Source organism: Kitasatospora cheerisanensis KCTC 2395 (assembly GCF_000696185.1).
Classification (GTDB): domain Bacteria; phylum Actinomycetota; class Actinomycetes; order Streptomycetales; family Streptomycetaceae; genus Kitasatospora; species Kitasatospora cheerisanensis.
The window spans coordinates 875187-896441 of the sequence record NZ_KK853997.1; the positions used below are offsets into that span (position 1 = coordinate 875187).

23 protein-coding genes are annotated in these 21255 nt (G+C 74.5%); 8 read left to right on the forward strand and 15 right to left on the reverse strand.

The genetic code is table 11. The annotated features are described in order from the left end of the window. Positions 1–6 precede the first annotated feature (6 nt). Both KCH_RS03830 and KCH_RS03835 read right to left on the reverse strand, forming a co-directional pair. A complete protein-coding gene (locus tag KCH_RS03830) occupies positions 7–711 on the reverse strand; it encodes a DUF6338 family protein (RefSeq protein WP_208865916.1) in 705 nt (234 codons plus the stop codon). A 120-nt stretch (positions 712–831) separates the two neighbouring features. Further along, the gene (locus KCH_RS03835; protein WP_035858979.1) at positions 832–1800 is read right to left on the reverse strand and encodes a helix-turn-helix transcriptional regulator; all 969 of its coding nucleotides are present in this window, start codon (positions 1798–1800) and stop codon (positions 832–834) included. A gap of 63 nt (positions 1801–1863) precedes the next feature. Between KCH_RS03835 and KCH_RS03840 the strand changes: the two genes are divergently transcribed. After that, positions 1864–2250 carry a VOC family protein gene (locus KCH_RS03840; protein WP_035858982.1) on the forward strand — a complete coding sequence of 129 codons (387 nt, stop codon included), beginning with the start codon at positions 1864–1866 and terminating at the stop codon, positions 2248–2250. Positions 2251–2619: 369 nt separating this feature from the next. On the opposite strand, the gene KCH_RS03845 is transcribed toward KCH_RS03840, so the two are convergent. The 3 genes from KCH_RS03845 to KCH_RS42240 all read right to left on the reverse strand — a co-directional run bounded on the left by KCH_RS03845 (position 2620) and on the right by KCH_RS42240 (position 4935). After that, positions 2620–4395 carry a serine hydrolase domain-containing protein gene (locus tag KCH_RS03845; protein ID WP_051652706.1) on the reverse strand — a complete coding sequence of 592 codons (1776 nt, stop codon included), beginning with the start codon at positions 4393–4395 and terminating at the stop codon, positions 2620–2622. Positions 4396–4406: 11 nt separating this feature from the next. Further along, on the reverse strand, positions 4407–4529 hold the full coding sequence (locus tag KCH_RS45830; RefSeq protein ID WP_279635825.1) for a hypothetical protein: 123 nt from the start codon (positions 4527–4529) through the stop codon (positions 4407–4409). 85 nt (positions 4530–4614) lie between these two features. Continuing rightward, the gene (locus KCH_RS42240) at positions 4615–4935 is read right to left on the reverse strand and encodes a hypothetical protein (RefSeq protein ID WP_035858985.1); all 321 of its coding nucleotides are present in this window, start codon (positions 4933–4935) and stop codon (positions 4615–4617) included. Between the two features lie 176 nt (positions 4936–5111). On the opposite strand from KCH_RS42240, the gene KCH_RS03855 reads away from it, so the two are divergent. Continuing rightward, the gene (locus KCH_RS03855) at positions 5112–6827 is read left to right on the forward strand and encodes a sensor histidine kinase (RefSeq protein ID WP_167573992.1); all 1716 of its coding nucleotides are present in this window, start codon (positions 5112–5114) and stop codon (positions 6825–6827) included. Between the two features lie 37 nt (positions 6828–6864). On the opposite strand, the gene KCH_RS03860 is transcribed toward KCH_RS03855, so the two are convergent. Beyond that, positions 6865–7551 (reverse strand): aspartate/glutamate racemase family protein, encoded by a 687-nt coding sequence (locus KCH_RS03860; protein WP_035870687.1) that lies wholly within the window; start codon positions 7549–7551, stop codon positions 6865–6867. Between the two features lie 264 nt (positions 7552–7815). Here KCH_RS03860 and KCH_RS03865 point away from each other — a divergent pair, with 264 nt between their 5' ends. After that, positions 7816–8505: a LamG domain-containing protein gene (locus KCH_RS03865; protein ID WP_035858990.1), complete on the forward strand. Its 690-nt coding sequence runs from the start codon at positions 7816–7818 to the stop codon at positions 8503–8505. Between the two features lie 40 nt (positions 8506–8545). Here KCH_RS03865 and KCH_RS03870 read toward each other — a convergent pair whose 3' ends face one another. The 4 genes from KCH_RS03870 to KCH_RS03885 all read right to left on the reverse strand — a co-directional run bounded on the left by KCH_RS03870 (position 8546) and on the right by KCH_RS03885 (position 14479). After that, positions 8546–9040 carry a hypothetical protein gene (locus tag KCH_RS03870; protein ID WP_244305131.1) on the reverse strand — a complete coding sequence of 165 codons (495 nt, stop codon included), beginning with the start codon at positions 9038–9040 and terminating at the stop codon, positions 8546–8548. A 5-nt stretch (positions 9041–9045) separates the two neighbouring features. Beyond that, complete coding sequence (locus KCH_RS03875) at positions 9046–12909, reverse strand: RHS repeat-associated core domain-containing protein (protein ID WP_051652707.1); 3864 nt, start codon at positions 12907–12909, stop codon at positions 9046–9048. After that, complete coding sequence (locus KCH_RS03880; protein ID WP_035858993.1) at positions 12906–13631, reverse strand: WXG100 family type VII secretion target; 726 nt, start codon at positions 13629–13631, stop codon at positions 12906–12908. Before KCH_RS03880 ends, KCH_RS03875 begins: the two co-directional genes overlap by 4 nt. Positions 13632–13849: 218 nt before the next feature. After that, positions 13850–14479: a response regulator transcription factor gene (locus tag KCH_RS03885; protein ID WP_035858995.1), complete on the reverse strand. Its 630-nt coding sequence runs from the start codon at positions 14477–14479 to the stop codon at positions 13850–13852. A 149-nt stretch (positions 14480–14628) separates the two neighbouring features. Between KCH_RS03885 and KCH_RS03890 the strand changes: the two genes are divergently transcribed. Together KCH_RS03890 and KCH_RS03895 are read left to right on the forward strand one after the other, a co-directional pair. Further along, the gene (locus KCH_RS03890; protein WP_035858998.1) at positions 14629–15435 is read left to right on the forward strand and encodes a serine protease; all 807 of its coding nucleotides are present in this window, start codon (positions 14629–14631) and stop codon (positions 15433–15435) included. A gap of 67 nt (positions 15436–15502) precedes the next feature. Further along, positions 15503–15709: a DUF6011 domain-containing protein gene (locus KCH_RS03895; RefSeq protein WP_035859001.1), complete on the forward strand. Its 207-nt coding sequence runs from the start codon at positions 15503–15505 to the stop codon at positions 15707–15709. Positions 15710–15723: 14 nt separating this feature from the next. Here KCH_RS03895 and KCH_RS03900 read toward each other — a convergent pair whose 3' ends face one another. Beyond that, positions 15724–16467, reverse strand: a complete 744-nt coding sequence (locus tag KCH_RS03900; RefSeq protein ID WP_244305133.1) for an adenosylcobinamide amidohydrolase — start codon at positions 16465–16467, stop codon at positions 15724–15726. Between the two features lie 117 nt (positions 16468–16584). Between KCH_RS03900 and KCH_RS03905 the strand changes: the two genes are divergently transcribed. The 3 genes from KCH_RS03905 (at position 16585) to KCH_RS03910 (ending at position 18371) form a co-directional block, all read left to right on the forward strand. After that, positions 16585–17271, forward strand: coding sequence for a TetR/AcrR family transcriptional regulator (locus KCH_RS03905; RefSeq protein ID WP_084223217.1), 687 nt, complete (start codon positions 16585–16587; stop codon positions 17269–17271). 167 nt (positions 17272–17438) lie between these two features. Beyond that, positions 17439–17639, forward strand: a complete 201-nt coding sequence (locus KCH_RS39105; RefSeq protein ID WP_084223219.1) for a DUF1918 domain-containing protein — start codon at positions 17439–17441, stop codon at positions 17637–17639. Between the two features lie 36 nt (positions 17640–17675). Then, positions 17676–18371: a DedA family protein gene (locus tag KCH_RS03910; RefSeq protein ID WP_035859004.1), complete on the forward strand. Its 696-nt coding sequence runs from the start codon at positions 17676–17678 to the stop codon at positions 18369–18371. 65 nt (positions 18372–18436) lie between these two features. Here KCH_RS03910 and KCH_RS03915 read toward each other — a convergent pair whose 3' ends face one another. From KCH_RS03915 to KCH_RS03930, 4 genes are all read right to left on the reverse strand, one after another. Beyond that, a complete protein-coding gene (locus KCH_RS03915) occupies positions 18437–19186 on the reverse strand; it encodes a PIG-L deacetylase family protein (protein ID WP_035859007.1) in 750 nt (249 codons plus the stop codon). A gap of 61 nt (positions 19187–19247) precedes the next feature. Further along, positions 19248–19904, reverse strand: a complete 657-nt coding sequence (locus tag KCH_RS03920) for an NADPH-dependent F420 reductase (protein WP_035859010.1) — start codon at positions 19902–19904, stop codon at positions 19248–19250. A 217-nt stretch (positions 19905–20121) separates the two neighbouring features. Next, the gene (locus KCH_RS03925; RefSeq protein WP_244305134.1) at positions 20122–20544 is read right to left on the reverse strand and encodes a DUF7144 family membrane protein; all 423 of its coding nucleotides are present in this window, start codon (positions 20542–20544) and stop codon (positions 20122–20124) included. A 141-nt stretch (positions 20545–20685) separates the two neighbouring features. Then, positions 20686–21231 carry a GNAT family N-acetyltransferase gene (locus tag KCH_RS03930; protein ID WP_208866034.1) on the reverse strand — a complete coding sequence of 182 codons (546 nt, stop codon included), beginning with the start codon at positions 21229–21231 and terminating at the stop codon, positions 20686–20688. Positions 21232–21255 lie beyond the last annotated feature (24 nt).

Sequence of the window (21255 nt, forward strand, 5' to 3'; positions counted from 1 at the left end):
CGGCCGTCACGCCTGCGCCGGCGCGGTCCCTTCGTCCCGTCCGCTGCCATCGCCCTGCTCCCTCCGTGCTTCCGGTACCGCTGCCCGCGCCGGCTCCGGCGGCGCCACCAGCTCCAGCACCTCGATCTCACTGCCCTTGACGTACACCCCGGCGGTGCCCGCGACGCGGCCGAGGAAGGTCCCGTCGCCGCTCAGCCGCCACTGCGACTCCAGGTAGACGTCCTGCGGCTGCGGGAAGGCGGAGACCGCCGACCGCGGGCCGAGCCAACCGCCCACCCAGCGGCCGCCCTTGAGCCGGATCCGGACGAAGCAGGGCTCCCGGTCGGCGAACAGGAAGTCCCAGGCCGTCGGCGTCGGCTCGTAGTGCGCCCGCTCGCGGCGCCGGTGCAGCGCCGACGCGGCCCAGGCCGCGGCCGACGGCACCAGCACGACCAGCAGCAGCACCGCGAGCCCCGCCTGCCGGGGGTGCCGCAGCACCCCGGCCAGCGGGCCGCCGTCGCCGGTCAGCAGCCGGGCCAGCCAGGGGCCGGCCGCGACGGCGTACAGGGCGTCCAGCAGGCCGCTGATCGCGACGGACCGCAGGAACCGGTTCTGCGGCTCCTGTTCGGAGGCGTGCGGCCCGCGCAGGCGGTCGGCGACGGCCTGGTAGAAGATACCGGGCAGCACCATGGCCACCAGGACGGCCAGTTGCTGGACCGTGCTCGGAAGCACCGCCACCCCTCCCCCGGGCCCGGACCGGCCGCGTCCCTCGCGGCCCCGGCGCGCAGCCTCACCCTAATCGAGCCCGCCGCCCGCCCGGGGCGGTTCCGCCGAGTTGACGCACCGTCGGCGTCAACTCGCCGCGGGCTCAGCCTCGTTCTCGGCGAGCAGCTGCCGGGTGCGGCGCACCAGCGCGTGCCGCACCTCGTCCGGGGCCAGCACCGTCAGCGGGGTCGCCAGGCCGAGCAGGTAGCCCGCCAGGCCGTCCGCGTCCGGGCCGCCGACCTCGGCGAGGGTGGCGTCCGGGCCGTCCGGGCGGAGGGTGCCGACGCTCGGCGGGACCAGGCGCAGCGCCCGGTCCATCGGCAGCGGGAGCCGGAAGGTCACGTGGACCGCGTAGTCGGCGCAGGCCAGCGCGTGCGAGACCAGCAGCGCCGGGTCGGGCGGGTCGGCCAGGTCGACGGGCCGGCCGGTGGACCGGATCCGGGCGACCCGGTCCGCCCGGAAGGTCCGCCACTGGCCGCGGGCGACGTCCCGGGCGACGAAGTACCAGCGGCGTCCGGTGCCGACCAGCCGGTACGGGTCGACGTCGCGGACGGTGGCCCGGCCCGCCCGGTCCCGGTAGGACAGCCGGCAGCGCTCGCCGCGGCGGCAGGCGGCGGCCAGGTCGAGCAGCATGCCGGGGGCGAGGGGCGGCTCCGCCGGCCTCGGAGTGTGCGCGAGCGCGGCGTCCAGCTCGCCCATCCGGTTCGCGATCCGCGGCGGCAGCACCTGACGCAGCTTCAGCAGCGCGGACAGTGCGGCCTGATCGTCGCCGAGGACTCCGCTGAGCGCGGTCTCGCGCAGCCCGACGGCCACCGCGAGCGCCTCCTCGTCGTCCAGGATCAGCGGCGGGAGGTGCGAGCCCGCGCGCAGCCGGTAGCCGCCCCACGGGCCGGGGTCCGACTCGACGCCGTAGCCGAGTTCGCGGAGCCTGGCGACGTCCCGCCGCACGGTGCGTTCGGTGACGGCCAGCCGCTCGGCGAGTTCGCCGCAGGTCCACGACGGGCGGGTGGAGAGCAGGGAGACCAGGCGCAGCAGGCGGGCGGAGGTGCTGATCACGTCCCGAAGTCTGCCGCACGACCAGGACAGAAGATGTCCTGGTCGGGTCGTAGCGTCGGCCGCATGACTTCTGGAACCGCTTCCGTGCCCGCGCTCCGCTACTCGGCCGTCTCCTTCGACTGCCCGGACCCGGCCGTGCTGGGCCGCTTCTACGGCGACGCGCTCGGCCTGCCCGTCCTCTACTCCGACGACAACTTCGTCCTGATCGGCCACCAGGGCGCGCCCGCGCTCGGGTTCAACCGGGTGGCCGACCACCGGCCGCCGAGCTGGCCGGACCAGTCCGGGGCGAAGCAGGCCCACCTGGACTTCGCCGTCGAGAACCTCGACACCGCCCAGGCCCACCTGCTCGAACTGGGCGCCGCCCTACCGGAGTTCCAGCCGTCCCCCGACCGCTGGCGGGTCCTGATCGACCCGGCCGGCCACCCCTTCTGCATCTCCACCCTGGCCTGAACCGACCCGCCGGGCCACGACGATGACGCCCCATCGGCCCAGCAGCACACCGAGCGCACCGACAGTCAGGAGGTGGTGCACCACGCACGCACAGCCCGCCAGGGCAACGGCGCTCATCGCCAACCGGCCGGGGCACCCACCACCCGCCCGGCCGGCGACGGTCCGTGAGCCCAGCAGGGCGACGAGCGGACTGCGATCAGCCCGCCAGAGCAACGGCGGTCATCGCGAGCCCACCGGGCGCGCCAATGACGGGCCGCCAGCAGGCCGTCGCGCGCACCGGCGACCCGGCGGCGATACGCCAGGAACCCCACCAAACCCGAAACCCCCCAAGGCAACGACGGCCGTCACCAACCCACCATCGACGGGCCGTCAGGCCAGCAACGCGCCGAGCGGGCCGGCGATCAGGTGGTAGTGCGCCAGGAATGCCGTGAAGGCACAACCCGCCAGGGCGACGGCGGTCATCGCGAGTCGGCCGGGCAGTTGCCACCAGTGGCGCAGCCAGCCGGCCGCTGCGCCTGCGGTGACGGCCAGGGCGAGTGGCGGGAACGCCGCGCCCCACCAGGTGGGGGCGAGGGCCAGCGGGGTGCCCAGCGGGACGGCCTCCATCATGGCGTTGCCGTCCGCGACCAGGGCGAGCAGCGCGGCGAGGAAGCCGGCGGCGAGCAGCCCGGCGACGGCGGCTGCCGCCCTGGCGGCCCGCGCGGGCCGCGGGTGGGCGGGGCGGCGGCGCAGCCGGCGGGCGAGCGCGGTGGCGGGGACGGCGACGGCCGCGCCGAGCAGCACCGCCAGGGCCGCACCGAGGGCGGCCAGGCGCGGGCCGGGCCGCTGACGCCAGGTCAGCTGCTGGTACGCGGTGGACGGGTTGTCGGAGGCGGTCAGCACCCCGTTGCGGAAAGCGATTTCCGCCTGCCCGTCGCGTTCCCGGTAGCGGTCGCCGCCGAGCGGCAGCCAGTGCTGCTCGGGATGCCGGGGGTCGGGCGAGAGTCCGTCGGTGCGCAGCCCGTTGCCCTCGGCGGTGACGGTGACGGAGCCGAACAGTTCCTCGGTGCGCATCAGGCTGTCCCGGCTGACCCGGGCGGCCCGGTACGTCCCGGCGGCCTTCCTGGCCTCCCCCGTGCTGCCCCGTCCGCCGCCACCGGCGGCCGGCGGGTGCGCGCCGGGCAGGGCGTCGACGACGGCCCGGATCAGCTCCTTGCCGTCCCAGCCGGCGGCGCCGTCCACGCCGTCGCCGTTGTACACCACGTAGATGCCGAGGCCCTGTTCGGGCAGCACCAGCAGGTTGCCGTGGAAGCCGGGCAGGTCGCCGTCCTTGAACCAGCCGGTGAACCCGTCCCGGGTCCAGCCCTCGTACGCGTACCCGAGGCCCGGCAGCGCCGGGTCCTGCCGGTAGTGGGTGGTCTGCATCAGGCGGGCGGCGGCGTCCGGCGCGAGCTGGGCGCGCAGCCAACGGGCCATGTCGGCGGCGGTGGTGAGGCCGCCGGGCCCGCTCGGCGTCCACGGACCGTACTGGCCCCGGTCCTCCACCCAGCCGTCCGCGCCGTCCGGGCGGTACCCGTGCGCGGGCTGCAGGCCCTCGGGGTGCGGCTGGACGAACGAGGTCCGGTCCATCCCGAGCGGGCCGAGCACCCGCTCGCGCACCGCCTCCGCGAACGGGCGGCCACTGACCCGCTCCACCACCAGCCCCGCGAGAGCCGCCCCGTAGTTGTCGTACGCGACGACCGTCCCGGGTGGCCGGACCCGGGCCGGCCGGTGCTCGGCGAGGCTCTCCGCCAGGCTCGAAAGGCCCTGCGGAGTGGCCGAGTTGACTCCGACGAGGTCGCTGTCGAAGCCCGCCGTGTGGGTCAGCAGGTGATCGGTGGTGACGGGCCGCCCGGGGTAGCTGTCCGGGATCCGGTTGGCGGCCGGCAGGTACCGGTTGACGTCGGCGGCCGGGTCGATCCGCCCGTCCACGATCAGCTGCGCGGTCGTCTGGGCGGTGAACAGCTTCGCCAGCGAGCCGAGGTAGAACCCCGTCCGCTCCGGATCCACTGCCGCCCCGGTCGCCGTGTCCGCGACCCCGTAGCCCTTGACGTACGCCCCGCCGTCGGCGCTCACCACCGCGACGGCCGCCCCGGGTATCCGGTCCCGGCCCAGCTGACCCGCCATCGTCCGGTCGATCAGCCCGCCCAGCGCGGCGGGGTCGGCCCGGCGGGGGCGGGAGCGGCCTGGGCGGCGGCGGGCAGCAGCCCGGTGAGGGCGAGCGCCAGGACGAGGGCGGCGGCGGTGCGTCGTCTGATCATGCGTCAACGATCGCGCCGGGCCCGGGGGCCGGTGCAGTGCACGGCGCACCCGTCGGCATGCATTCTGCACATCCGCGCCCGCAGGTCAGCCCGCGCCGAGGCGCTCCAGTTCGGTGCGGGCCCGCTCGTGGTCCTCGTCCCGCAGCGCCTCCCAGAACGGGTGCGTCGACACGGCGTGCGAGGCCTGCTGCTCGGCCTCCAGCAACTGCCGGTTCTCCGCCTTCTGCTCCTCGCTCCACCCCTCGCCGCCCGGCACCACGCCGTCCTTCAGCACCATCTCCGGCTGGGGTTCCGTCCACACCGGAACGGAAGCGAGGAACTCCGCCCGCGCGGCCCGGGCCGCCTCCAGGGCGCGCTGCGCCGCGACGAGGTCCTCGGGGAAGTCGAAGGTCTCCTGTGTGCTCACGGATTCGGATGGTAGGCCCTGTCGCCGCCCATCCGGCCGCGGCCCGCCGCCGACCCCCGCCATTCCGCCGAACCGGCCACCCGCCACCCGCCACCCGCCACCCGCCGCCCGCCGCCCGCCGCTCCACCGTCCCTCCCCTGGCGTCGCCTCACCCCGCCACCCGGCACAATGGCCCCGTGCTCGGGGGAAACGTGGACCAGGACGAGGGCCTGCCCGGTCCGGTGGTGCTGTCGCTGGTGCTGCTGGGGGCGATGTTCGGGATGGCCGCGCCGGCGGACGGCGGGTGGTGGCCCGGGCCGGCCGCGCTGCTCGCGCTCGCGGTGCAGGCGGTGCACTGCCTGCCGTGGACGACCCGGCTGCGCGGGGCGTGGACGCTGGCGGCCCAACTGCTGCTCGCCTCCTGGTCCGGCGTGCCGGGCTTCGCGGCCGCCTCGGTGCTGCTGCTGGTCCGCTGCCGGGTGCGCTGGGTGCTGTTCGCCCTGGTCGTGCTGGGCGCCGCGGCCCTCGCCGGGGACGGCGGCTTCCGGGCGGCGAACGGCGCGGGCAACGCGCTCGCCCAGGGCCTGACCGTCTTCGCGCTGACCCGCCTGTTCCACCTGTACGCCGAACTGCACGCCGCCCGCGGCCGGTTGGCGTCCGCGCAGGTCGCGCAGGAGCGGCAGCGCGCGGCCCGCGACCTGCACGCCGCGATCGGGGTGCCGCTCGCGGCCGTGCTGCGGCTCGCCGCGAACGGGGACGCGGCGGGTGTCGCCGCCACCGCCCGCCGGGCCGCCGCGCGGGTGCGGGCCGCGCCGGAACCGCCGCGCCCGAGCAGCCCGCCGGACGGCCCGATGCCGGCCGTGGTGCTGCCGGTCCTGATCGCCGCCCATCTCGGCTACCTGGCCGTCGGCGTCGTCTACCTCACCGAACTCGGCCTGCCCGCACTCCAATTGACGTCCGCTCTCGCCGCATTGGCCACGGTGACGGCCCTTCAGGTCCGGCACTCGCTCCCCCGTCCGCCGGGCGTCCGCCCGAGCGGGTACCTCGCCACCTGGGCGCTGCAGTGCGTCCTCGCGGTCGCGGTGCTGTTCGGGCCGGACGGCCCGCACCCGCAACTGCTCGCGTTCGCGGCGGCGTCCGCGCTGGTGCTGCTGCCGCCGGCGGCCGGATGGCCCGCGTTCGGTGCGGCGGTGCTCGCGGCGGGGACGGTGAGCGGCGCGGCAGCGGTCGACGTGGTCACCATCGCGCTGGTCTGCTACGGCCTGGCGCTGCTCACCACGCTGGTGGACCGGGTCCGCGAGGCCCGCCGTGCGCTGGCCGAGCTGGCGGTCGCCCGGGAGCGGCGGCGGATCGCCCGGGACGTCCACGACCTGCTCGGCTCGGGCCTGACCGCCGTCGCCGTCACGGCCGAACTCGCCGTCCGCGAGCCCGCCGCCGGGCACCTGCCGCGGGCCGCCGCGCTCGCCGAGCGCACCCTCGCGGAGCTGCGGGCCGTCCCGGCGGACGGCGCCGAGCTCGACCTGGACCGCGAACTCGCCTCCGCCGAGGCGCTGTTGTCCGCAGCCGGCATCACGCTCCGGCGCACCGGCTCGGCGGAGAGCACTCCGGCGGCGGCCCGTCCGCTGCTCGCGGCCGTGCTGCGCGAGGGCGTCACCAACGTGCTGCGCCACAGCCGGGCCACCGAGTGCGCGCTCGACCTCGGCCCGGCCGGCCTGCGCCTCACCAACGACCGCCCCCACCCGGGCCCGCACACCCCGGGCCGGGGCACCCCGAACCTGACCGCCCGGGCCGCCGCCCACCACGCCGACCTCAGCACCGCCGCCACCGGCCCGGACAGCTGGACCCTGACGCTCGACCTCGCCCCGCTACCGGCCGCCCGAACTCCCCGATCCGGCGCGACCCGAATGCCCTGATCAGCGCCGCCCGAACTCCCTGATCCCGCAGGCGTGTTCAGAGCGCGGCGGCGACCGCCGCCGAGGCGTGGATCCGGGTGGTGGGGAAGACCGGCACCGGGCTGTCCGCCACGCCGATCAGCAGCTCGATCTCCGTGCAGCCCAGGATCACTCCCTGCGCGCCCGCCGCCACCAGGCGAGCGATGACCTCCCGGTAGGCGTCGCGGGACTCCTCGCGGACCACGCCGACGCACAGCTCCTGGTAGATCACCCGGTGTACCAGCTCCCGCCCGGCCGCGTCGGGCACCAGCACCTCCAGTCCGTGGCCCGCCAGCCGCTCGCGGTAGAAGTCCTGCTCCATGGTGAACGCGGTGCCGAGCAGCCCGACCCGGCGAACTCCGGCCGCCAGCACGGCTTCCGCGGTCGCGTCGGCCAGGTGCAGCAGCGGGATGCCGACCGCGGCGGCGACCTGGTCGGCGACCTTGTGCATGGTGTTGGTGCAGATCAGCAGCAGGTCCGCGCCGGCCGCCTCGACGGACCGGGCGGCGTCCGCGAGGAGTTCGCCCGCGGCCTGCCACTGGCCGGTCGTCTGGAGGTGTTCGACCTCGGCGAAGTCCACGGAGTGCAGCACGCACTTCGCGGAGTGCAGGCCGCCGAGCCGTTCCCGGGTGAGCTCGTTGAGCAGCCGGTAGTACTCCGCCGTGGATTCCCAGCTCATGCCGCCGAGCAGGCCGATCGTCTTCATCGCGCCACTGTGCCACAGCCGGCCCGCACGCCCCCGCACGCCCCTTCGCCGGGGTGCGCACCTCCGTGCGCCGGTGGGGCGGGCGGTCGGGGAAGGTTTTTGCCGGGAATGCCCCCTGATGAACCAATCGCACGACCCGGGAGAGTGTCCGGTGACCGAAGTGATCCCTCCGAACGACAGCGCCGACGGCGGCTCCACCACCTCGGGCAGGCCCGCCGGGGCACGCCCGTCCCGGGCGCCGCTCCCGTCCCCTCCGGCCAGGTCGTGGTCTTCGACGCGCCCTTCTCCGACACCTCCCAGTGGGCGGCCGGCGTCTCGTCCGCGTACCCGTCCAGCGGCCGCAACTCCGGTGACAACAAGCTCGACCACCTGGTGCGCGGCTACGGCCCGGAGGGCCAGGTGTTCGCCGCGGTCCGGGAGGACCCGTTCAGTTGGCGGACGCCGCTGGTGACCACCGAGAACACCCGGGGCGGCTTCGAACTCCGGCCGGAGGACGTGCTGGAGGCGCAGTGCCTGCTGACGGCCACTCAGGGCACCTGGCCGGCGATCTGGACGTGGGGGCGGGACGCCTCGGCGGGCCGTCCCCAGCCGGGGCACGGCGAGGTGGACGTGTTCGAGTACCACGCCGACCATCCGCGGATGCTGGAGCTGAGCAACCACGTCAACCCGGGCAACCCGGCCTACCTGGACGGGCTGATCACCCCGGGCACCTGGTTCACCATCGCCTGCCGCTTCGGCGCCGACTCGGTGCGCTGGTCGATCGACGGCCGCGAGGTGCACGCGGACGGCCGGGGCGTCGGCGCCGCCTGGCGGGCCTGGATCATCGTCAACCTGTCGGTGACGGCCGGCCAGTGGGGCCACCTGCGGCCCCGCCCGGAGGTGCGCCGGATCTCCTGGGAGTGCCGGGGCCTGCGCGTGCTGCGCGACGATCCGGCCGCCCCCACCGTCATCTGACGCCCCGCCAGGAGGAGGAGAACGAGGAGACGGAGAAGCCCTACCGCATGTAGTCGTAGTAGCCGGCGCCCGCCACCAGCACCGCCTGGAAGTACAGCGGCTCGCCGTCGCCGTCCAGCGGCACCTCGTGCCCGGCGGTGCGGGTGAAGCCGAGCGGCAGGTCCGGCACGTACGCGTACTGGGTCTTGTCGATGACGGCGTGTCCGTCGGCGCGCAGCCGGTCGAGGAGTTGCCGGGCGGGGGTGGTGAAGACGTCGAGTCCGCCGTACCGGACGGTGATCGCGTCCTCGCCGGGGCGCGGCGTCCACACCTCGGCGGCGGTCAGCGTCCGGCCGTCCTCCAGGTGGAAGACGATCTCGAACTGCGGGTGCAGGGCGGTGACCTTCATGTAGGCGAACTCGCCTGCCAGGCCGTCGTCCTGCACCGTGACCCGCCCGAGGGCGGCGGCGGCCGCCTTGACCTCCTCGGCGGGCATGCCGAGGAGGAAGCCGGTGATGCCCCGGGGCGGGTCGAGGGTGATGTCCATGGGCGCCATGGACGTCATTTTAGGAGGCAGCTGCGGATGCTCCAGCCGTTGCCGGACAGGAACTTCTGGAATTTCTTGTTGTCGGGCAGCGAGTCGACCATCTCCTTGATCGCGGCGTCGTACTTGGTGCCGTGCACCCGCCGGATCTCGTCGATGTCCATCTTCATCGCCTCGTCGAACTTGCCGGCCTGGATCAGGCTGCTCTGCTTGGCGCGCCACCGGTCGCTCGCGGCGGAGGAGCCGGTGGAGATGAAGTTGCGGTGGTCGTCGTACTCCATCCGGATCGACGGGCCGCTGGACTCCTTCAGGTCCGGGGTGCCCAGGCCCAAGTAGGTGGCCTTCGCCGGGATGTGGTTGATCTCGTAGGCGGTGTTGTCGCTGCCGTCGGTCCAGTTGGCGGGCTTGAGCTTGTTGTACCAGCCGCCCCAGCCGGAGGGCTGCTTCGCCAGGCCCAGCGGGTCGGTCCAGTACAGCGGGTTGGGCACGTAGCCGTGCGGGTTGACGCCGGCCTCCTGGCCGAGCGGGTCGGTGCTGAGGTAGCGGCCGGTCGCGGGGTCGTAGTACCGGAAGTAGTTGTACTCGAGGCCGGATTCCTCGTCGTGGTACTGGCCGGGCCGCCCGAGCGGGCAGTCCGGGCCGCCGTCGGCGTGCTTCAGCCGGCGTCCCCACAGGGTGGTGTCGGCGCTCCAGGTGATCCGCCCGTCGGGGCTGACGAGTTCGCTGGGGGCGTCGACCAGGTCGGTGACGATGGCGTGGAACTGCTGCTCGATCAGGGTGCCGTCGGCGGCGGCGAGCCGTTCGCTCTGTGCGACGGCCCGCCAACTGCCGGGTTCCCAGTCCCAGCTGACGGTGCGTTCGGTGCCGCCGGGCAACTGGGTGCGCTGCTCGGCGAGTTGGGTGCCGTCCCAGCTGAACCAGGTCTGCTCGGCGTCGGTCCGGGGCTGCCCGTCGTCGGCGAGGCGGTGCTTGGAGGTGCGGCGGCCGAGCGCGTCGTAGCCGTACGCCCAGCGGCCCTCGGGGGATTCCAGGCGCACCAGCCGGTCCTGGCCGTCCCACTGGTAGTGCCATTCGCGGCGCTGCCCGGACAGCGTGCGCACGGTGCGGCGGGTGAGCCGGCCGTGGTCGTCGTAGTCGTAGCTGGTGCGGCCGGCGGTGCGCAGCAGCGAGCCGGTGTAGGCGCGTTCGCCGGCGGTGGCGTCCTGCGGGCGGCGGCTGTCGTGGGCGTGGGTGATGTTGCCGAGGGTGTCGTAGGTGTAGCGCTCGCGCCAGTTCTCGGCGCGGACCTCGGTGACCCGGCCGGCGGGGGTGAGGGTCAGGGTGCGGGTGCCGCGCAGCGAGTCGGTGATGGTCTCGGGCATGCCGTCGGCCCGGTAGCGGTAGGTGCGTTCGCGCAGGCCGGTGTAGACGCCGGTCTCGCTGCGGGCCCAGACGGACTGGCCGACGAGGCGGTCGGCGCCGTCCCAGCTCTGGGTGAGGGCCGCGCCGGCGCCGATGTAGCTGGTGGTCTCGCGGCCGCCCGGGTCGTGACTGAACGTCAGGGTCTCCAGCGTGCCGGCGAGCCGGACGGGCTGGTTGCCGGCGTCCCAGGTCCAGGTGGAGACCAGGCCGGTGGGCGTGGTGCGGCTGGTGCGGCGGCCGAGCAGGTCGTAGCTGTAGCGGGTGGTGCGGCCGTCGACGTCCTCGGAGAGGACGCGTCCGGCGGCGTCGTGGGTCCAGCGGACGGTGGAGCGGCCGTCGGTCATCGCGGCGAGGTGGCCGTCCTGGTCGTACGTCAGGGCGGTGGTGGTGCCGTCGTGGTCGCGGCGTTCGGTGAGCCGGCCGAGCAGGTCGTAGGCGAAGGCGGTGGTGCGGCCGGCCCGGTCGGTGGTGGCGAGCAACTGGTCGGCGCCGTCCTTGCGGTAGGCGAGGGCGCGCCCGTTGAAGTCGCGTTCGCCGACCAGGTGGCCGGCCTTGTCGTAGCGGTACTGCCACACGGCGTCCCCGGTGGCGACCGAGGTGAGCCGCAACTCGGTGTCGTAGCCGAAGACTTGCACCTCTCCGTCGGCCAGCACCTGGCGGCGGATCCGTCCGAACGGGCCGGTCTCGAAGCGCTGCACGGCGCCGGAGGGGTCGCGCTGCTCGGTGGCGTTGCCCTCGGCGTCGAAGGCCCAGGTCTCCACGGTGCCGTCGGGGCGGCGGCGTTCGGTGATCTCGCCCTCGACGCGGCGGGTGTACCGGGTGGTGCCGCCGAGCGGGTCGGTGGTGGCGATCACCCGGCCGAACGCGTCGTACTCGACGGTGGCGGTCTGCCCGAGCGCGTCGGTGACCTTGGTGATCAGCCCGGCCGGGTCGGTCTCGATCAGGTGGGTCTGCCCGAGCGGGTCGGTGACGGACCGCAGCCGCCCCTGCTCGTCGTAGCCGTGGACGGTGACGGCCCCGGCGGCGTCGGTGCGGCGCAGCAGGTTGCCCGCCGGGTCGTAGGCGAACTCGGCGATCGTCCGGCCGTTGCTGCCGATCGCCGCGATCTGCCGCAACTCGGTGTGGAGCAGCGTGAGTTCGCTGCCGTCCGGGGCGGTCATCCGGATCGGGTCGCCGTGCCGGTCGAGCTCGAAGCGGGTGGTGCGGCCGAGTTCGTCGGTGCGGGCGAGGACGCGTCCGCGCGGGTCGTACTCGGTGCTGGTGGTGTGGCCGAGCGGGTCGACGACGCGGGTGACGCGGTGCTGTTCGTCGTAGTGGTAGGCGGTGGTGTGGCCGAGGCTGTCGGTGCTGAGGGTGACGCGGCCGGCCGGGTCGTACTGGAAGGTGGCGGCGAGCAGGCCGTCCTCGCCGGTGCCGGCGACGGCCCGGCCCTCCTCGTCGTAGGTGTACTCGTAGGAGTGGCCGTTGCGGTCGATCCAGGCGGTCATCCGCCCGGCCTCGTCGTACTCGTACACGTACGGCAGGCCGGAGGAGTTGACGACGCCGGCCAGGTTGCCGTCCGGGTAGTACTGGTAGCCGGTGACGGTGGTGCCGCGGCCCTGCCGGGTGCCGTCGAGCAGCCGGATCTCCTCGATCCGGGGGCCGTCGGCGGAGGGGACGGTGTCGACGGCGACGCGGTAGCCGCAGCTGTGGACGAGCTCCCGGGGCGCGCCCTGCTCGTCGTGCAGGAAGCCGATGCGGTGCCCGTTGCGGTCGGTGATCGCCGAGACGGGGCGGACTTCGCCGATCCGGTAGGCGGTGCCGGGGTTGCCGGCCGGCGGGGCGAAGTGCCGGGTGAGTCCGGTGTCCGGGTCCTCGATCCGGAAGCCGCCGTCGGCGTCCCAGTGCAGCGGCCAGTCCGCGCCGGCGTCGGGGCGGACGGTGGCGCCGAGGCTGGGCGGCAGCGGGTAGTGCAGGATCTGCGCGTCGTCGCCGGCGAAGTGCACGCCGCTCGCGTCGATCTCCACCCGCTGGTCGAGGGTCGAGGCCCAGCCCTGCCCGAACAGCCGCCCGCCGACGTATCCCGAGGCGTAGGACCGGCGCAGCACCACCGGCAGCAGCCCCGCCAGCGTCAAGTCCCTTTCGGCGGTGATCACTTGACCGGACACCACGTCCACCGGGTCGCCCGCGGTGCGGCACCCGATGTTGCCGTCCACGGACTGTCCGCGCCGCCCGCCGCGTCCGAGCGGGCCGCCCTTGCCGCCGCGCCCGCCGTTGCCCGAACGGGGGTGCGGGACACCGCCCTTGCCCTCGCCCTTCAGGATCTTCTCCAGATCCTTGACGTGCTTCTCCTCGATCTCCCGGACGTTCTTCGCGACCTTCTTCAGGTTGTCGCCCGCGTGCCGGTAGAGGTTCTTCAACGCCTTCCCGGCGTCCTCCGCCAGCGTCTTGCCGAGCTTCGCCGCCCCGTGCTCCAGCGCCTTGACGATCTGGTTGCTCACTCGAAGCTCACCCCCGCGATCTTCGACTGGAACGCCTGCGCGTGCCCCGCCACCGCGTCCGCCTGCTCGTGCATCATCCGCGCGTGCTCGTCCAACGCGTCCGGATCGATCCGGAACCCCGACCCGCCCCCGCCACCGGACGACACCCCCAGCGCGGCCTCCGCCGCCTGGAACACCATCCCCTGCACCGCGTTCGCCACCGTGTCCACCAGCGGACCGATCGCCGCCTCCACCACCTGCGCGATGATGTACTGCTCCAACTGCTGTTCCAGATAATTGATCAGACGCTTCGCGGTCTCCTCGATCAGGATCACCGCCGCCTCCGCCGCACCGAACGTCGCCACCGCCGCCGCCTGGTCCGCCACGAACGCCGCCGCCAACGCGATCAGCTCACCGATCGTCTCCACCTTCATCGCCACGATCACGTCCGCCGCGACGTCCAGCGCCTCGGCCACCACATGGCACGCCTGCACCAACTCGTTCAGATGACTGTCCGACAGCGACGCCCACTTCGCCAGCAACGCCTCGTACGACGCCCCCTCGTACGCCTGCCCCAACTGCTGGATCGTCGACGTCGACTGCTGGTGCACCGACTCCACGTTCTGCGCGAACTCCCGCACATGGGACGCGAACTCGCGTACCTTGTCCTCGTTCACCGTCGGCCAGTTGATCCCGATGAACGACAGGAACTCCACTACTTCACTGGGCAGTTCAATGGCCACGGCTCGTCCTCCCGGCGCGGGAAACCTGCGTGCCGCAACCTAACGCCCCGCGCCACCGCACGGGAGAGGGCTTGGGACAACCGTGACAAACCCCGGACGCCCGCTAGGGCCGTTCGGGCCCCGCGTCCCGCCCGGCCGCGTCCTCTGCCCGGAACACACCATCTCGGCCACCAGCAGCACCTGCGCGTCCTCCACTTCTCCGCGTTCCTGACGAGCCGTCAGCCCCTGGCCACCGGGCCGGCCGGGAGCCAGCCGGACTCGCGGGCGAGGCGGACGGCGTCCAGGCGGGTCCGGGCGTCGAGCTTGACCTGCGCGGCTGCCAGGTAGTTGCGGACGGTGCCGGCCGAGAGGTGCAGGCGTTTGGCGATCTCCCGCGGCTCGCAGCCGTCCGCCGCCAGCGCGAGCGCCTGCGTCTCCCGCTCGGTGAGCGGGCTGGGCGGTGCGGTGAGCGCCCGCGCCGCGATCCCGGCGTCGATCGCCGTCCCGCCGGCCGCGACCGTCCGGATCGCCTCCGCGAGCCGCTCCGGCGGCGCGTCCTTCGGCATGAACCCGGTCGCGCCGGCGGCCAGCGCCGCCCGCAGCACCTCCGGCCGCCGATGCGCCGTCAGGATCAGCACCCCGCAGCCGGGCAGCCGCTCCCGCAGCACCGCCGCGTTGGTGATCCCGTCCGTCCCGGGCATGTCGACGTCCAGCACCGCCACGTCGGGCCGGTGCGCGAGCGCCGCCGCCACCACCCGGTCGCCGTCCCCGGTGTCGGCCACCACCTCGATGCCCTCGCTCCCGGCCAGCAGCGCCCGCAGCGCGCCCCGCACCAGGTGCATGTCCTCGGCCAGCAGCACCCGCACCATGTCCGTCTCCCCCGTCGCACCGAAGCGCCCACCCTACCGACACCCCGTCAGGACCCGGCCCGGCCTGACGCGACCGTGGGTAGTCGATGGGGTACACCTGGTGGTGGCCGCGCGGCCCTGCGCGGTCCGGTCGTCCCCGGGAGCGGTGCATGGCGAAGGAGAGCGGGAACGTGGACGGATCCCGGCTGCGGCGGGCGGTGGCAGGACTCGCGGCGCTGGTGTCGCTCTGCGGCGCCGGCCTGGCCTCCGCGCCCTCCGCCTCGGCGATCTACGGCGGACAGGAGGTGGGGCCGGTCGACCACCGGTTCACGTACACGGTCTTCGTGCACGCCGACAACTACCGGTGCGGGGGGACGCTGGTCGGCCCGCGCACCGTGCTCACGGCCGCCCACTGCCTCTACGGCAGAGCGGCCGCCGAACTCTTCTTCGGCTCCCGAGACGTGTCGACGCTCCCTCAGCCCCAGGTGGTGAAGGTCACCCCGAGCAACTGGCGCGTGCACGCGAGCTACGACAACGTCCAACTGACCGACGACATCGCCCTGATCACCCTGCCCTCCCCCGTGACGTTCTCCGAGTCGGTCGGCCCGGTCGCGGTCTCCTGGGACGACACGACCTACGACAACACCCCTGCCGTCGTCTCCGGCTGGGGCTTGCTGAACGACAGCGATTCGACGAGCATCCTCCACTACGTCAATCTGACGATCGCACCGACCGCCACGTGCCGGAACTACTTCGGCAACGGAATCACACCCGCCATGCTCTGCGCGGACGCCACCAACGGCGGGACGTGCCAAGGGGATTCGGGCGGCCCGCTGGTCGACACCCGGACCGGGAAGCTGATCGGCATCGTCAGCTTCGGCGGCGAGGGGTGCGCGAACCGCACTCCGCGGGTCGCCACCCGGGTCCCCTCCTTCGGCGCCTGGATCAGGACCTACTCCGTCGACCGGCTGACCTGAGCCGACATTTCGCCCCTTCCCGGGCCCCCGTCGCACCTCCGGGCGGACGAAATGATGAACTGGAGGGATGAGCACCGACCCGAAACACACCGAACCGCCGCTGCCCGGGACGGCCGTCGAGCGCCGTCCCGCCCCGGTCGTCCGGTGCCGGCGGTGCCACCGGCCGTTGCACGCGCCCGAGTCGCGCTGGGAGAAGCTCGGCCGGCACTGCGCCGACGCGCCCGAGCAGACCCGCGTCTACGTCATCGACCAGGACGAGCTGCCGGGCATCTGAGACCCGACGCCCGCTCAGGACCCCAGCGCGTCGGCGAGCTCGCAGCCGGGGACCGTCGCCGGGTGCAGCGGCGGGCCGTCGTACTCGGCGCGGCGCTCGCGGTCCAGCACCGCGCCCTCGAACACCGCCGCCCGCACCGCCCGCGCGAGCCGCGCGCCCCAGTGCGAGCGCGGACCGCCGAACGGATCCACCGGCTCGCCCGGCACCGGCGAACGGACGGCCACGCAGACCGCGTCCGACGGGGTGCCGGAGCAGTCGCGGCCGGCCTCCAGCAGCGCCTGCACCTTCGCCTCGGTGGCCGTCGCCAGCAGGTTCACCAGCCCGGCGTCCGCCACCGCCGCCGGCACCACCGCCAGCACGTTGATCGTCCCGGGCACGTACACGGGAGTTGACGGCTCGTCAGGGGCGGGCGCGGCGGCCCAGGTCGGCACGCCGATCCCGGTGGTGACCACGGCGGTCACGCCGCCGTCCTCGGCCCAGGTGCAGGCGTCCACCTCGGCGGCCGTCATCAGGCCGACGCCGGGGCCCACCAGGCCCTGGGCGGCGGCGAGTTCGGCCAGGTGCGCGTCCGGGTCCAGCCGCCCGTAGCCGGCCCGGACCTGCGCGTTGAGCACCCACTCCCGCTCGCCCAGGCCGCCGCCGAGCACCCCGGAGCTGACCATCCGCCAGCCCGGTCCGGCCCGCCACACCAGCAGGTGCCGGCAGGCGCCGTCCTCGATCCGCCCGGCCCGCTGCACCGTCACCGGCCGCCCGTCCACGCCCGCCACCTCCGCACCTGCTCCGGGCCCGTCTCCGCGGTCCCGTCCGTCGTCGAACGGCCACCCAATCACACCGCCCGACCGGCCCGGCACGGGGATTCGCCGCGACCCGACCGGATGCGGCAGAGTGTCCGCCATGACCGCGCAGCCCTCCGCCCCCGCCCCGCCTCCCGCGCCCCGGCGGCCGGCGCCCGCCGCCGCCCGGTGCAGCAGCGCAGCCAGGAGCGGTACGAACGGCTGCTGGACGCCTGCGCGGGACTGCTCGACGAGGTCGGCACCGCCGGGCTGACCACCAAGGAGGTCGCGCTCCGCGCCGAGGTGCCGATCGGCACCCTGTACCAGTTCTTCTCCGGCAAGGAGGGCCTGCTCGCCGCCCTCGCCGAACGCAACCTGGCGTTCTTCCTGGACGCGCTGGCCCGCCGGGTGGACGTCGCGGGCCGGCCCGGCGTCGCCGAGTTCACCGACCTCGCGGTCGAGGAGTTCGTGGCGATGAAGCGCAGCCTGCCCGGCTTCGGCCACCTCGACTTCGGCCTGGTCGACACCGTCCCCGCCGAGGTCGACGACCTGCACCTGCTGGACGCCGAACTCGACAACAACGCGGCCGTCGCGCTGCGCCTGCGCGCCATCGGCGGCGAGCTGTTCGCCGCCCCCGGCTACGCGCTCGCGCTGCGGGTCGCCATGGAGTGCGCGGACGCCGTCCTCAAGCTCGCCTTCCGCGCCGACCCGAACGGCGACCCGCAGCTGATCGCCGAGTGCAAGCGCCTGGTCCGCAGCTACCTCGCCGCCCCGCCCGCCGGCAGCTGAACCGGCCCGCGCCCCACGGCCGTCCGGCCCGCGCCGCGCGGCCCGGCCCGTGGCGCTGACCGGTTCCGCCATTGCACCGCCCGGAGCACCGCCGCACAGTGGAGACAGGGGTTCGCCCCCGTCCCACCGGTCCCGCCCACCGGTCCCGCCCAACCGCAGGAGCAGCGATGCAAGCCACAGTGGGAGACCACGTCCACATGTACAGCAGGTCGGTCGGCATGACCGACCGCAAGGGAGAGATCGTCGAGGTGCGCGGCACCGACGGCGCACCGCCGTACCTGGTCCGCTTCGAGGACGGCCACGCCGGCCTCGTGTACCCCGGCCCCGACTGCGTCGTCGAGCACCGGCTCGGCGAGGAACAGCGCTGATCCCGGGCCACGGCCCGGTGGGAGGAGCGGTCCGCCTTGCCCCCACCCCTGCCGGGCCCACTGGCCCATCTCGCCCCGCTGCTGGACGACTACGGCTATCCGGCGGTCGGGGTGCTGGTCTTCCTCGACAACTGCGTGGTCCCGGTGCCCGGCCAGACCATCCTGGTGCTGGCCGCCGTGTACGCGGGCGCGGGCCGGCTGTCGCTGCCGGTCGTGCTGACCGTCGCGTTCCTGGCCGCGTTCGCCGGTAACACCCTCGCCTACCTGCTCGGCCGCACCGGCGGCCTCGCGTTCGTCCACCGCTGGGGCCGCTACCTGCGCCTCACCCCGGAACGGATGGCCCGCGCCGAGTCGTTCTTCCGCCGCCGCGGCGCCCTGGTGGTCACCGGCGCCCGCTTCGTGGACGGCCTGCGCCAGACCAACGGCCTGGTCGCCGGCACCACCGGGATGCCCTCGCGGCGCTTCCTCGCCGCCAACGCGGCCGGCGCCGCGCTCTGGGCGGGCGTCTGGACGGCGGTCGGCTACTTCGCGGGCAGCAACGTCACCGTGCTGTACCGCGAGGCGGTCCGCTACCAGGTGCTGCTGCTGGTCACCGTCGCCGCCGTCCTCGCGCTGGTCGCCTTCCGCGCCCTGGTCCGGCACCGCCGCCGCCCGCCGCACGACGCCGCCGGCCGGATCCCGCACCAGGACAACGGCGACGACGTCCCCGCCGACGGCCGCGACCACCGCTGACCCGCCGTCAACACGCGGCGCGGGCCGCCCCGTCCCCGGCGCGGGGGACCACGGGGCGGGGCGGCTCAGCGGAGCTTGATCACCTCGAACGAGGCGGCGAACACCGTGCCCAGGCGGCTGCCGGCCGTCCGGCCCATGGACTCCAGGAACTCGGCGGCGTTGGCCATCTCCCCGCCGAGGCCGTCCAGGTAGGCGCGGTGGGCCTCCAGCGAGGCGACGCCGGCGGCGAAGGTCTCGGTGGTGTCCACGGCGTGCAGGCCGTCGGGCGAGGCGGCCGCCCAGACCTCCCGGACGCCGTTCCACGGCTGGTGCCCCTCCGCGGTGAGCTCCCGGAACACCCAGCGGTTGCCGGCGTCCCGCACCGCGTCCAGCGCGGCCCGGCCGACCGCGATGTGGTCGGCCTGGTTGGGGAACACCCCGCCGTAGGTGTCCCGGAAGTTGGTGGTGATCACGATGTCCGGCCGGTGCCGGCGGATCGCCCGTGCCAGGTCGCGGCGCAGCGGCAGCCCGTACTCCACGACGCCGTCCGGGTAGCCCAGGAACTCGACGGTGTCGACGCCGACCACCGCGGCCGACTCGACCTGCTCGCGCTCGCGTACCGGCCGGCACTGGGCCGGCTCCATGCCGTCGATGCCGGCCTCGCCGCTGGTCACCATCAGGTAGCTGACGCGCTTGCCCTGCCCGGTCCAGCGGGCGACGGCGGCGGCCGCCCCGTACTCCATGTCGTCGGGGTGCGCGACGATCGCCAGTGCGCTGTCCCACTCCTCGTCCAGCGGGAGGTACGGGGGCGGGGTCTGCTCGGTGGGGTTGCTCATGGTCGTTCCTTCTCGTCCTCGTGGAAGCGTTCCTCGGCCCCGCCCGGGGCGCGGGCCGGGCTCAGTTCGCGGTGCGGATCGAGTAGTTGAAGTCCGCGTGCCCGTAGTGCCGCATCAGCCGCATCCAGAACGGCATCATCATCTCCAGCCCGCGCGCGGCGTCGATCCCGCCCAGGTCGAGGACCCGCCCGGCCGGCCAGCCGAACTCGCCGAGCAGCGCCGTGACCTGCGCCTTGGCCTCCGTGTCCTCGCCGGCCATGAACAGCTGGTGTTCGCCCGGCACGCGGTCGGGGTCGACCATCACGGCGACGTTCACGGTGTTCAGCGCCTTCACCACGCGGGTCTGCGGCAGGGCGCGCTGGAGCTGCTCGCCGATGCTGTCGTCGTTCACCGGGTCGAGGGTCAGCTCGCCGGTCGGCGAGAACACCAGCGGGTTGCAGACGTCCAGCAGGACCTTCCCGGCCAGGTTCTCCGGGCCGGCCAGCTCCACGGCGGAGAGCGCGACGGTGCCGCCGGTCGCGTTGACGACCAGCTCGCCGTGGGCCGCGGCCTCCGCGAAGGTGCCGGCCTGCGCGCGCGGGCCGTTCCGGTCGGCCCAGTCGCCGGCGGCCGCGTTGCCCTTGCTGCGCGAGCCGAGCACCACCTCGTGACCGAGCGCGACCAGCTTGCTGCCGAGCGTCTGCCCCACCGTGCCCGTACCGAGAATGCCGATCCGCATCACTACCGCTCCGTCCCCGTCCGTTCCACCGGGCCGCCCCGAACGGGCCGCGCCGGAATGGCCGAACGCACCCTACCCGACGGGGCCCTGACGAACAGTCAGCTCTTCCGGGATCCCCGTTGACCTGGCGTTTCTCCCCCACACACCACCATGCGACCCCGGGCAGCGCGACGCCACCCGCGCGGACTGCCGCAACGAGTGGCGTCGACCGGACCGGTCAGGCGGGGCGGACCTGGAAGCGGGCCAGCGCCCAGAGCACGAGCAGGTCGACGGTCATCACGGTGATCGACCACAGCGGGTAGTAGGGGATGAACATGAACTGGGTGATCAGGCTGATCGCGGCGCCCGTCAGGCCGGCCCAGCGGCCCCAGGACCGGGCGGCCAGCACGCCGATGCCGGCGACGGACAGCCAGACGCCGATCACCAGGTGGATCCAGCCCCAGGAGGTCAGGTTGAACTGGTAGGCGTAGTGGCCGGACGGGGAGAACAGGCTGTCCTGCGCGATGCCGGCCGCGCCCAGCAGGATGCTCAGGGTTCCGCTGACCGACAGCCCGATCCCGGCGAACATCGAGGCGCCGGGCAGGGCCGCGCCGCCGGTGTCGCCCGTCGGCCCGCGTCGTTCGTGGGAGCCCTGCGCCATGACCGCCGCCCTTCTGTCCGGCGCGACGCACCCGCGCGTCGCGCCCCACGGCAGTCTCACCCGGGGCCGCGGAGTCGCGCGGCCGCGACACGCAGTCCGTTCCGGTGGTCGCCGCTTCGGCCCACCGCGGGTGACGGTGCGTCAGCGGTCGTCGGCCACCAGGGAGTGCAGGTGCTGGTCGTGCCAGCCGTCGGCGTGCAGCAGGGCGCTGCGCATGGTGCCCTCCAGGGTGTATCCGGCCTTGGCGGCGACCCGGCAGGAGGCGGGGTTGGCCACCGAGTGGCACAGCGTGAGCCGGTGCAGGCCGAGTTCGTCCAGCGCCCAGCGGCTCGCGGCGCGAGTGGCCTCGACGGCGGCGCCCCTGCCGCGGGCGGCGGGCAGCAGCCAGTAGACGATCTCGGCGGCGCCCTCCGTCAGGTCGAGGTGGCCCCAGCCGATCAGGCCCTGCGCCTCACCGCCGCCGGCCGGCGCGATGGCCCAGATCGCGGCCGTCTCGGCCTGCCAGCGCTCGTGCATCCGCCGGATCCGGCCCTCCGCGTCCGCCGGGGAGGCGACGGCGAAGCGGTTCCACTGCCGGATGCCCGGGTCCTGCCCGGCGGCGGCGAGCGCGCCGGCGTCCTCGGGCCGCCAGGGGCGCAGCTCCAGCCCCGACGGTAGGGCGAGCACGGGCTGTTCGAGGGCGGCCATCCGGCCGGCGGGGACGACGACGGG

Excerpts from the sequence above, each read along its gene's own strand:
- KCH_RS03890 (WP_035858998.1), top strand. The coding sequence starts at position 14,629 with ATGGCGAAGGAGAGCGGGAACGTGGACGGATCCCGGCTGCGGCGGGCG.
- KCH_RS03920 (WP_035859010.1), bottom strand. The coding sequence starts at position 19,904 with ATGCGGATCGGCATTCTCGGTACGGGCACGGTGGGGCAGACGCTCGGC.
- KCH_RS03925 (WP_244305134.1), bottom strand. The coding sequence starts at position 20,544 with ATGGCGCAGGGCTCCCACGAACGACGCGGGCCGACGGGCGACACCGGC.
- KCH_RS03840 (WP_035858982.1), top strand. The coding sequence starts at position 1,864 with ATGACTTCTGGAACCGCTTCCGTGCCCGCGCTCCGCTACTCGGCCGTC.
- KCH_RS03870 (WP_244305131.1), bottom strand. The coding sequence starts at position 9,040 with ATGGCGCCCATGGACATCACCCTCGACCCGCCCCGGGGCATCACCGGC.
- KCH_RS45830 (WP_279635825.1), bottom strand. The coding sequence starts at position 4,529 with ATGATCAGACGACGCACCGCCGCCGCCCTCGTCCTGGCGCTCGCCCTC.
- KCH_RS03860 (WP_035870687.1), bottom strand. The coding sequence starts at position 7,551 with ATGAAGACGATCGGCCTGCTCGGCGGCATGAGCTGGGAATCCACGGCG.
- KCH_RS03895 (WP_035859001.1), top strand. The coding sequence starts at position 15,503 with ATGAGCACCGACCCGAAACACACCGAACCGCCGCTGCCCGGGACGGCC.
- KCH_RS03845 (WP_051652706.1), bottom strand. The coding sequence starts at position 4,395 with ATGGCGGGTCAGCTGGGCCGGGACCGGATACCCGGGGCGGCCGTCGCG.
- KCH_RS03905 (WP_084223217.1), top strand. The coding sequence starts at position 16,585 with ATGCGGCAGAGTGTCCGCCATGACCGCGCAGCCCTCCGCCCCCGCCCC.
- KCH_RS03930 (WP_208866034.1), bottom strand. The coding sequence starts at position 21,231 with ATGGCCGCCCTCGAACAGCCCGTGCTCGCCCTACCGTCGGGGCTGGAG.
- KCH_RS03885 (WP_035858995.1), bottom strand. The coding sequence starts at position 14,479 with ATGGTGCGGGTGCTGCTGGCCGAGGACATGCACCTGGTGCGGGGCGCG.
- KCH_RS03915 (WP_035859007.1), bottom strand. The coding sequence starts at position 19,186 with ATGAGCAACCCCACCGAGCAGACCCCGCCCCCGTACCTCCCGCTGGAC.
- KCH_RS39105 (WP_084223219.1), top strand. The coding sequence starts at position 17,439 with ATGCAAGCCACAGTGGGAGACCACGTCCACATGTACAGCAGGTCGGTC.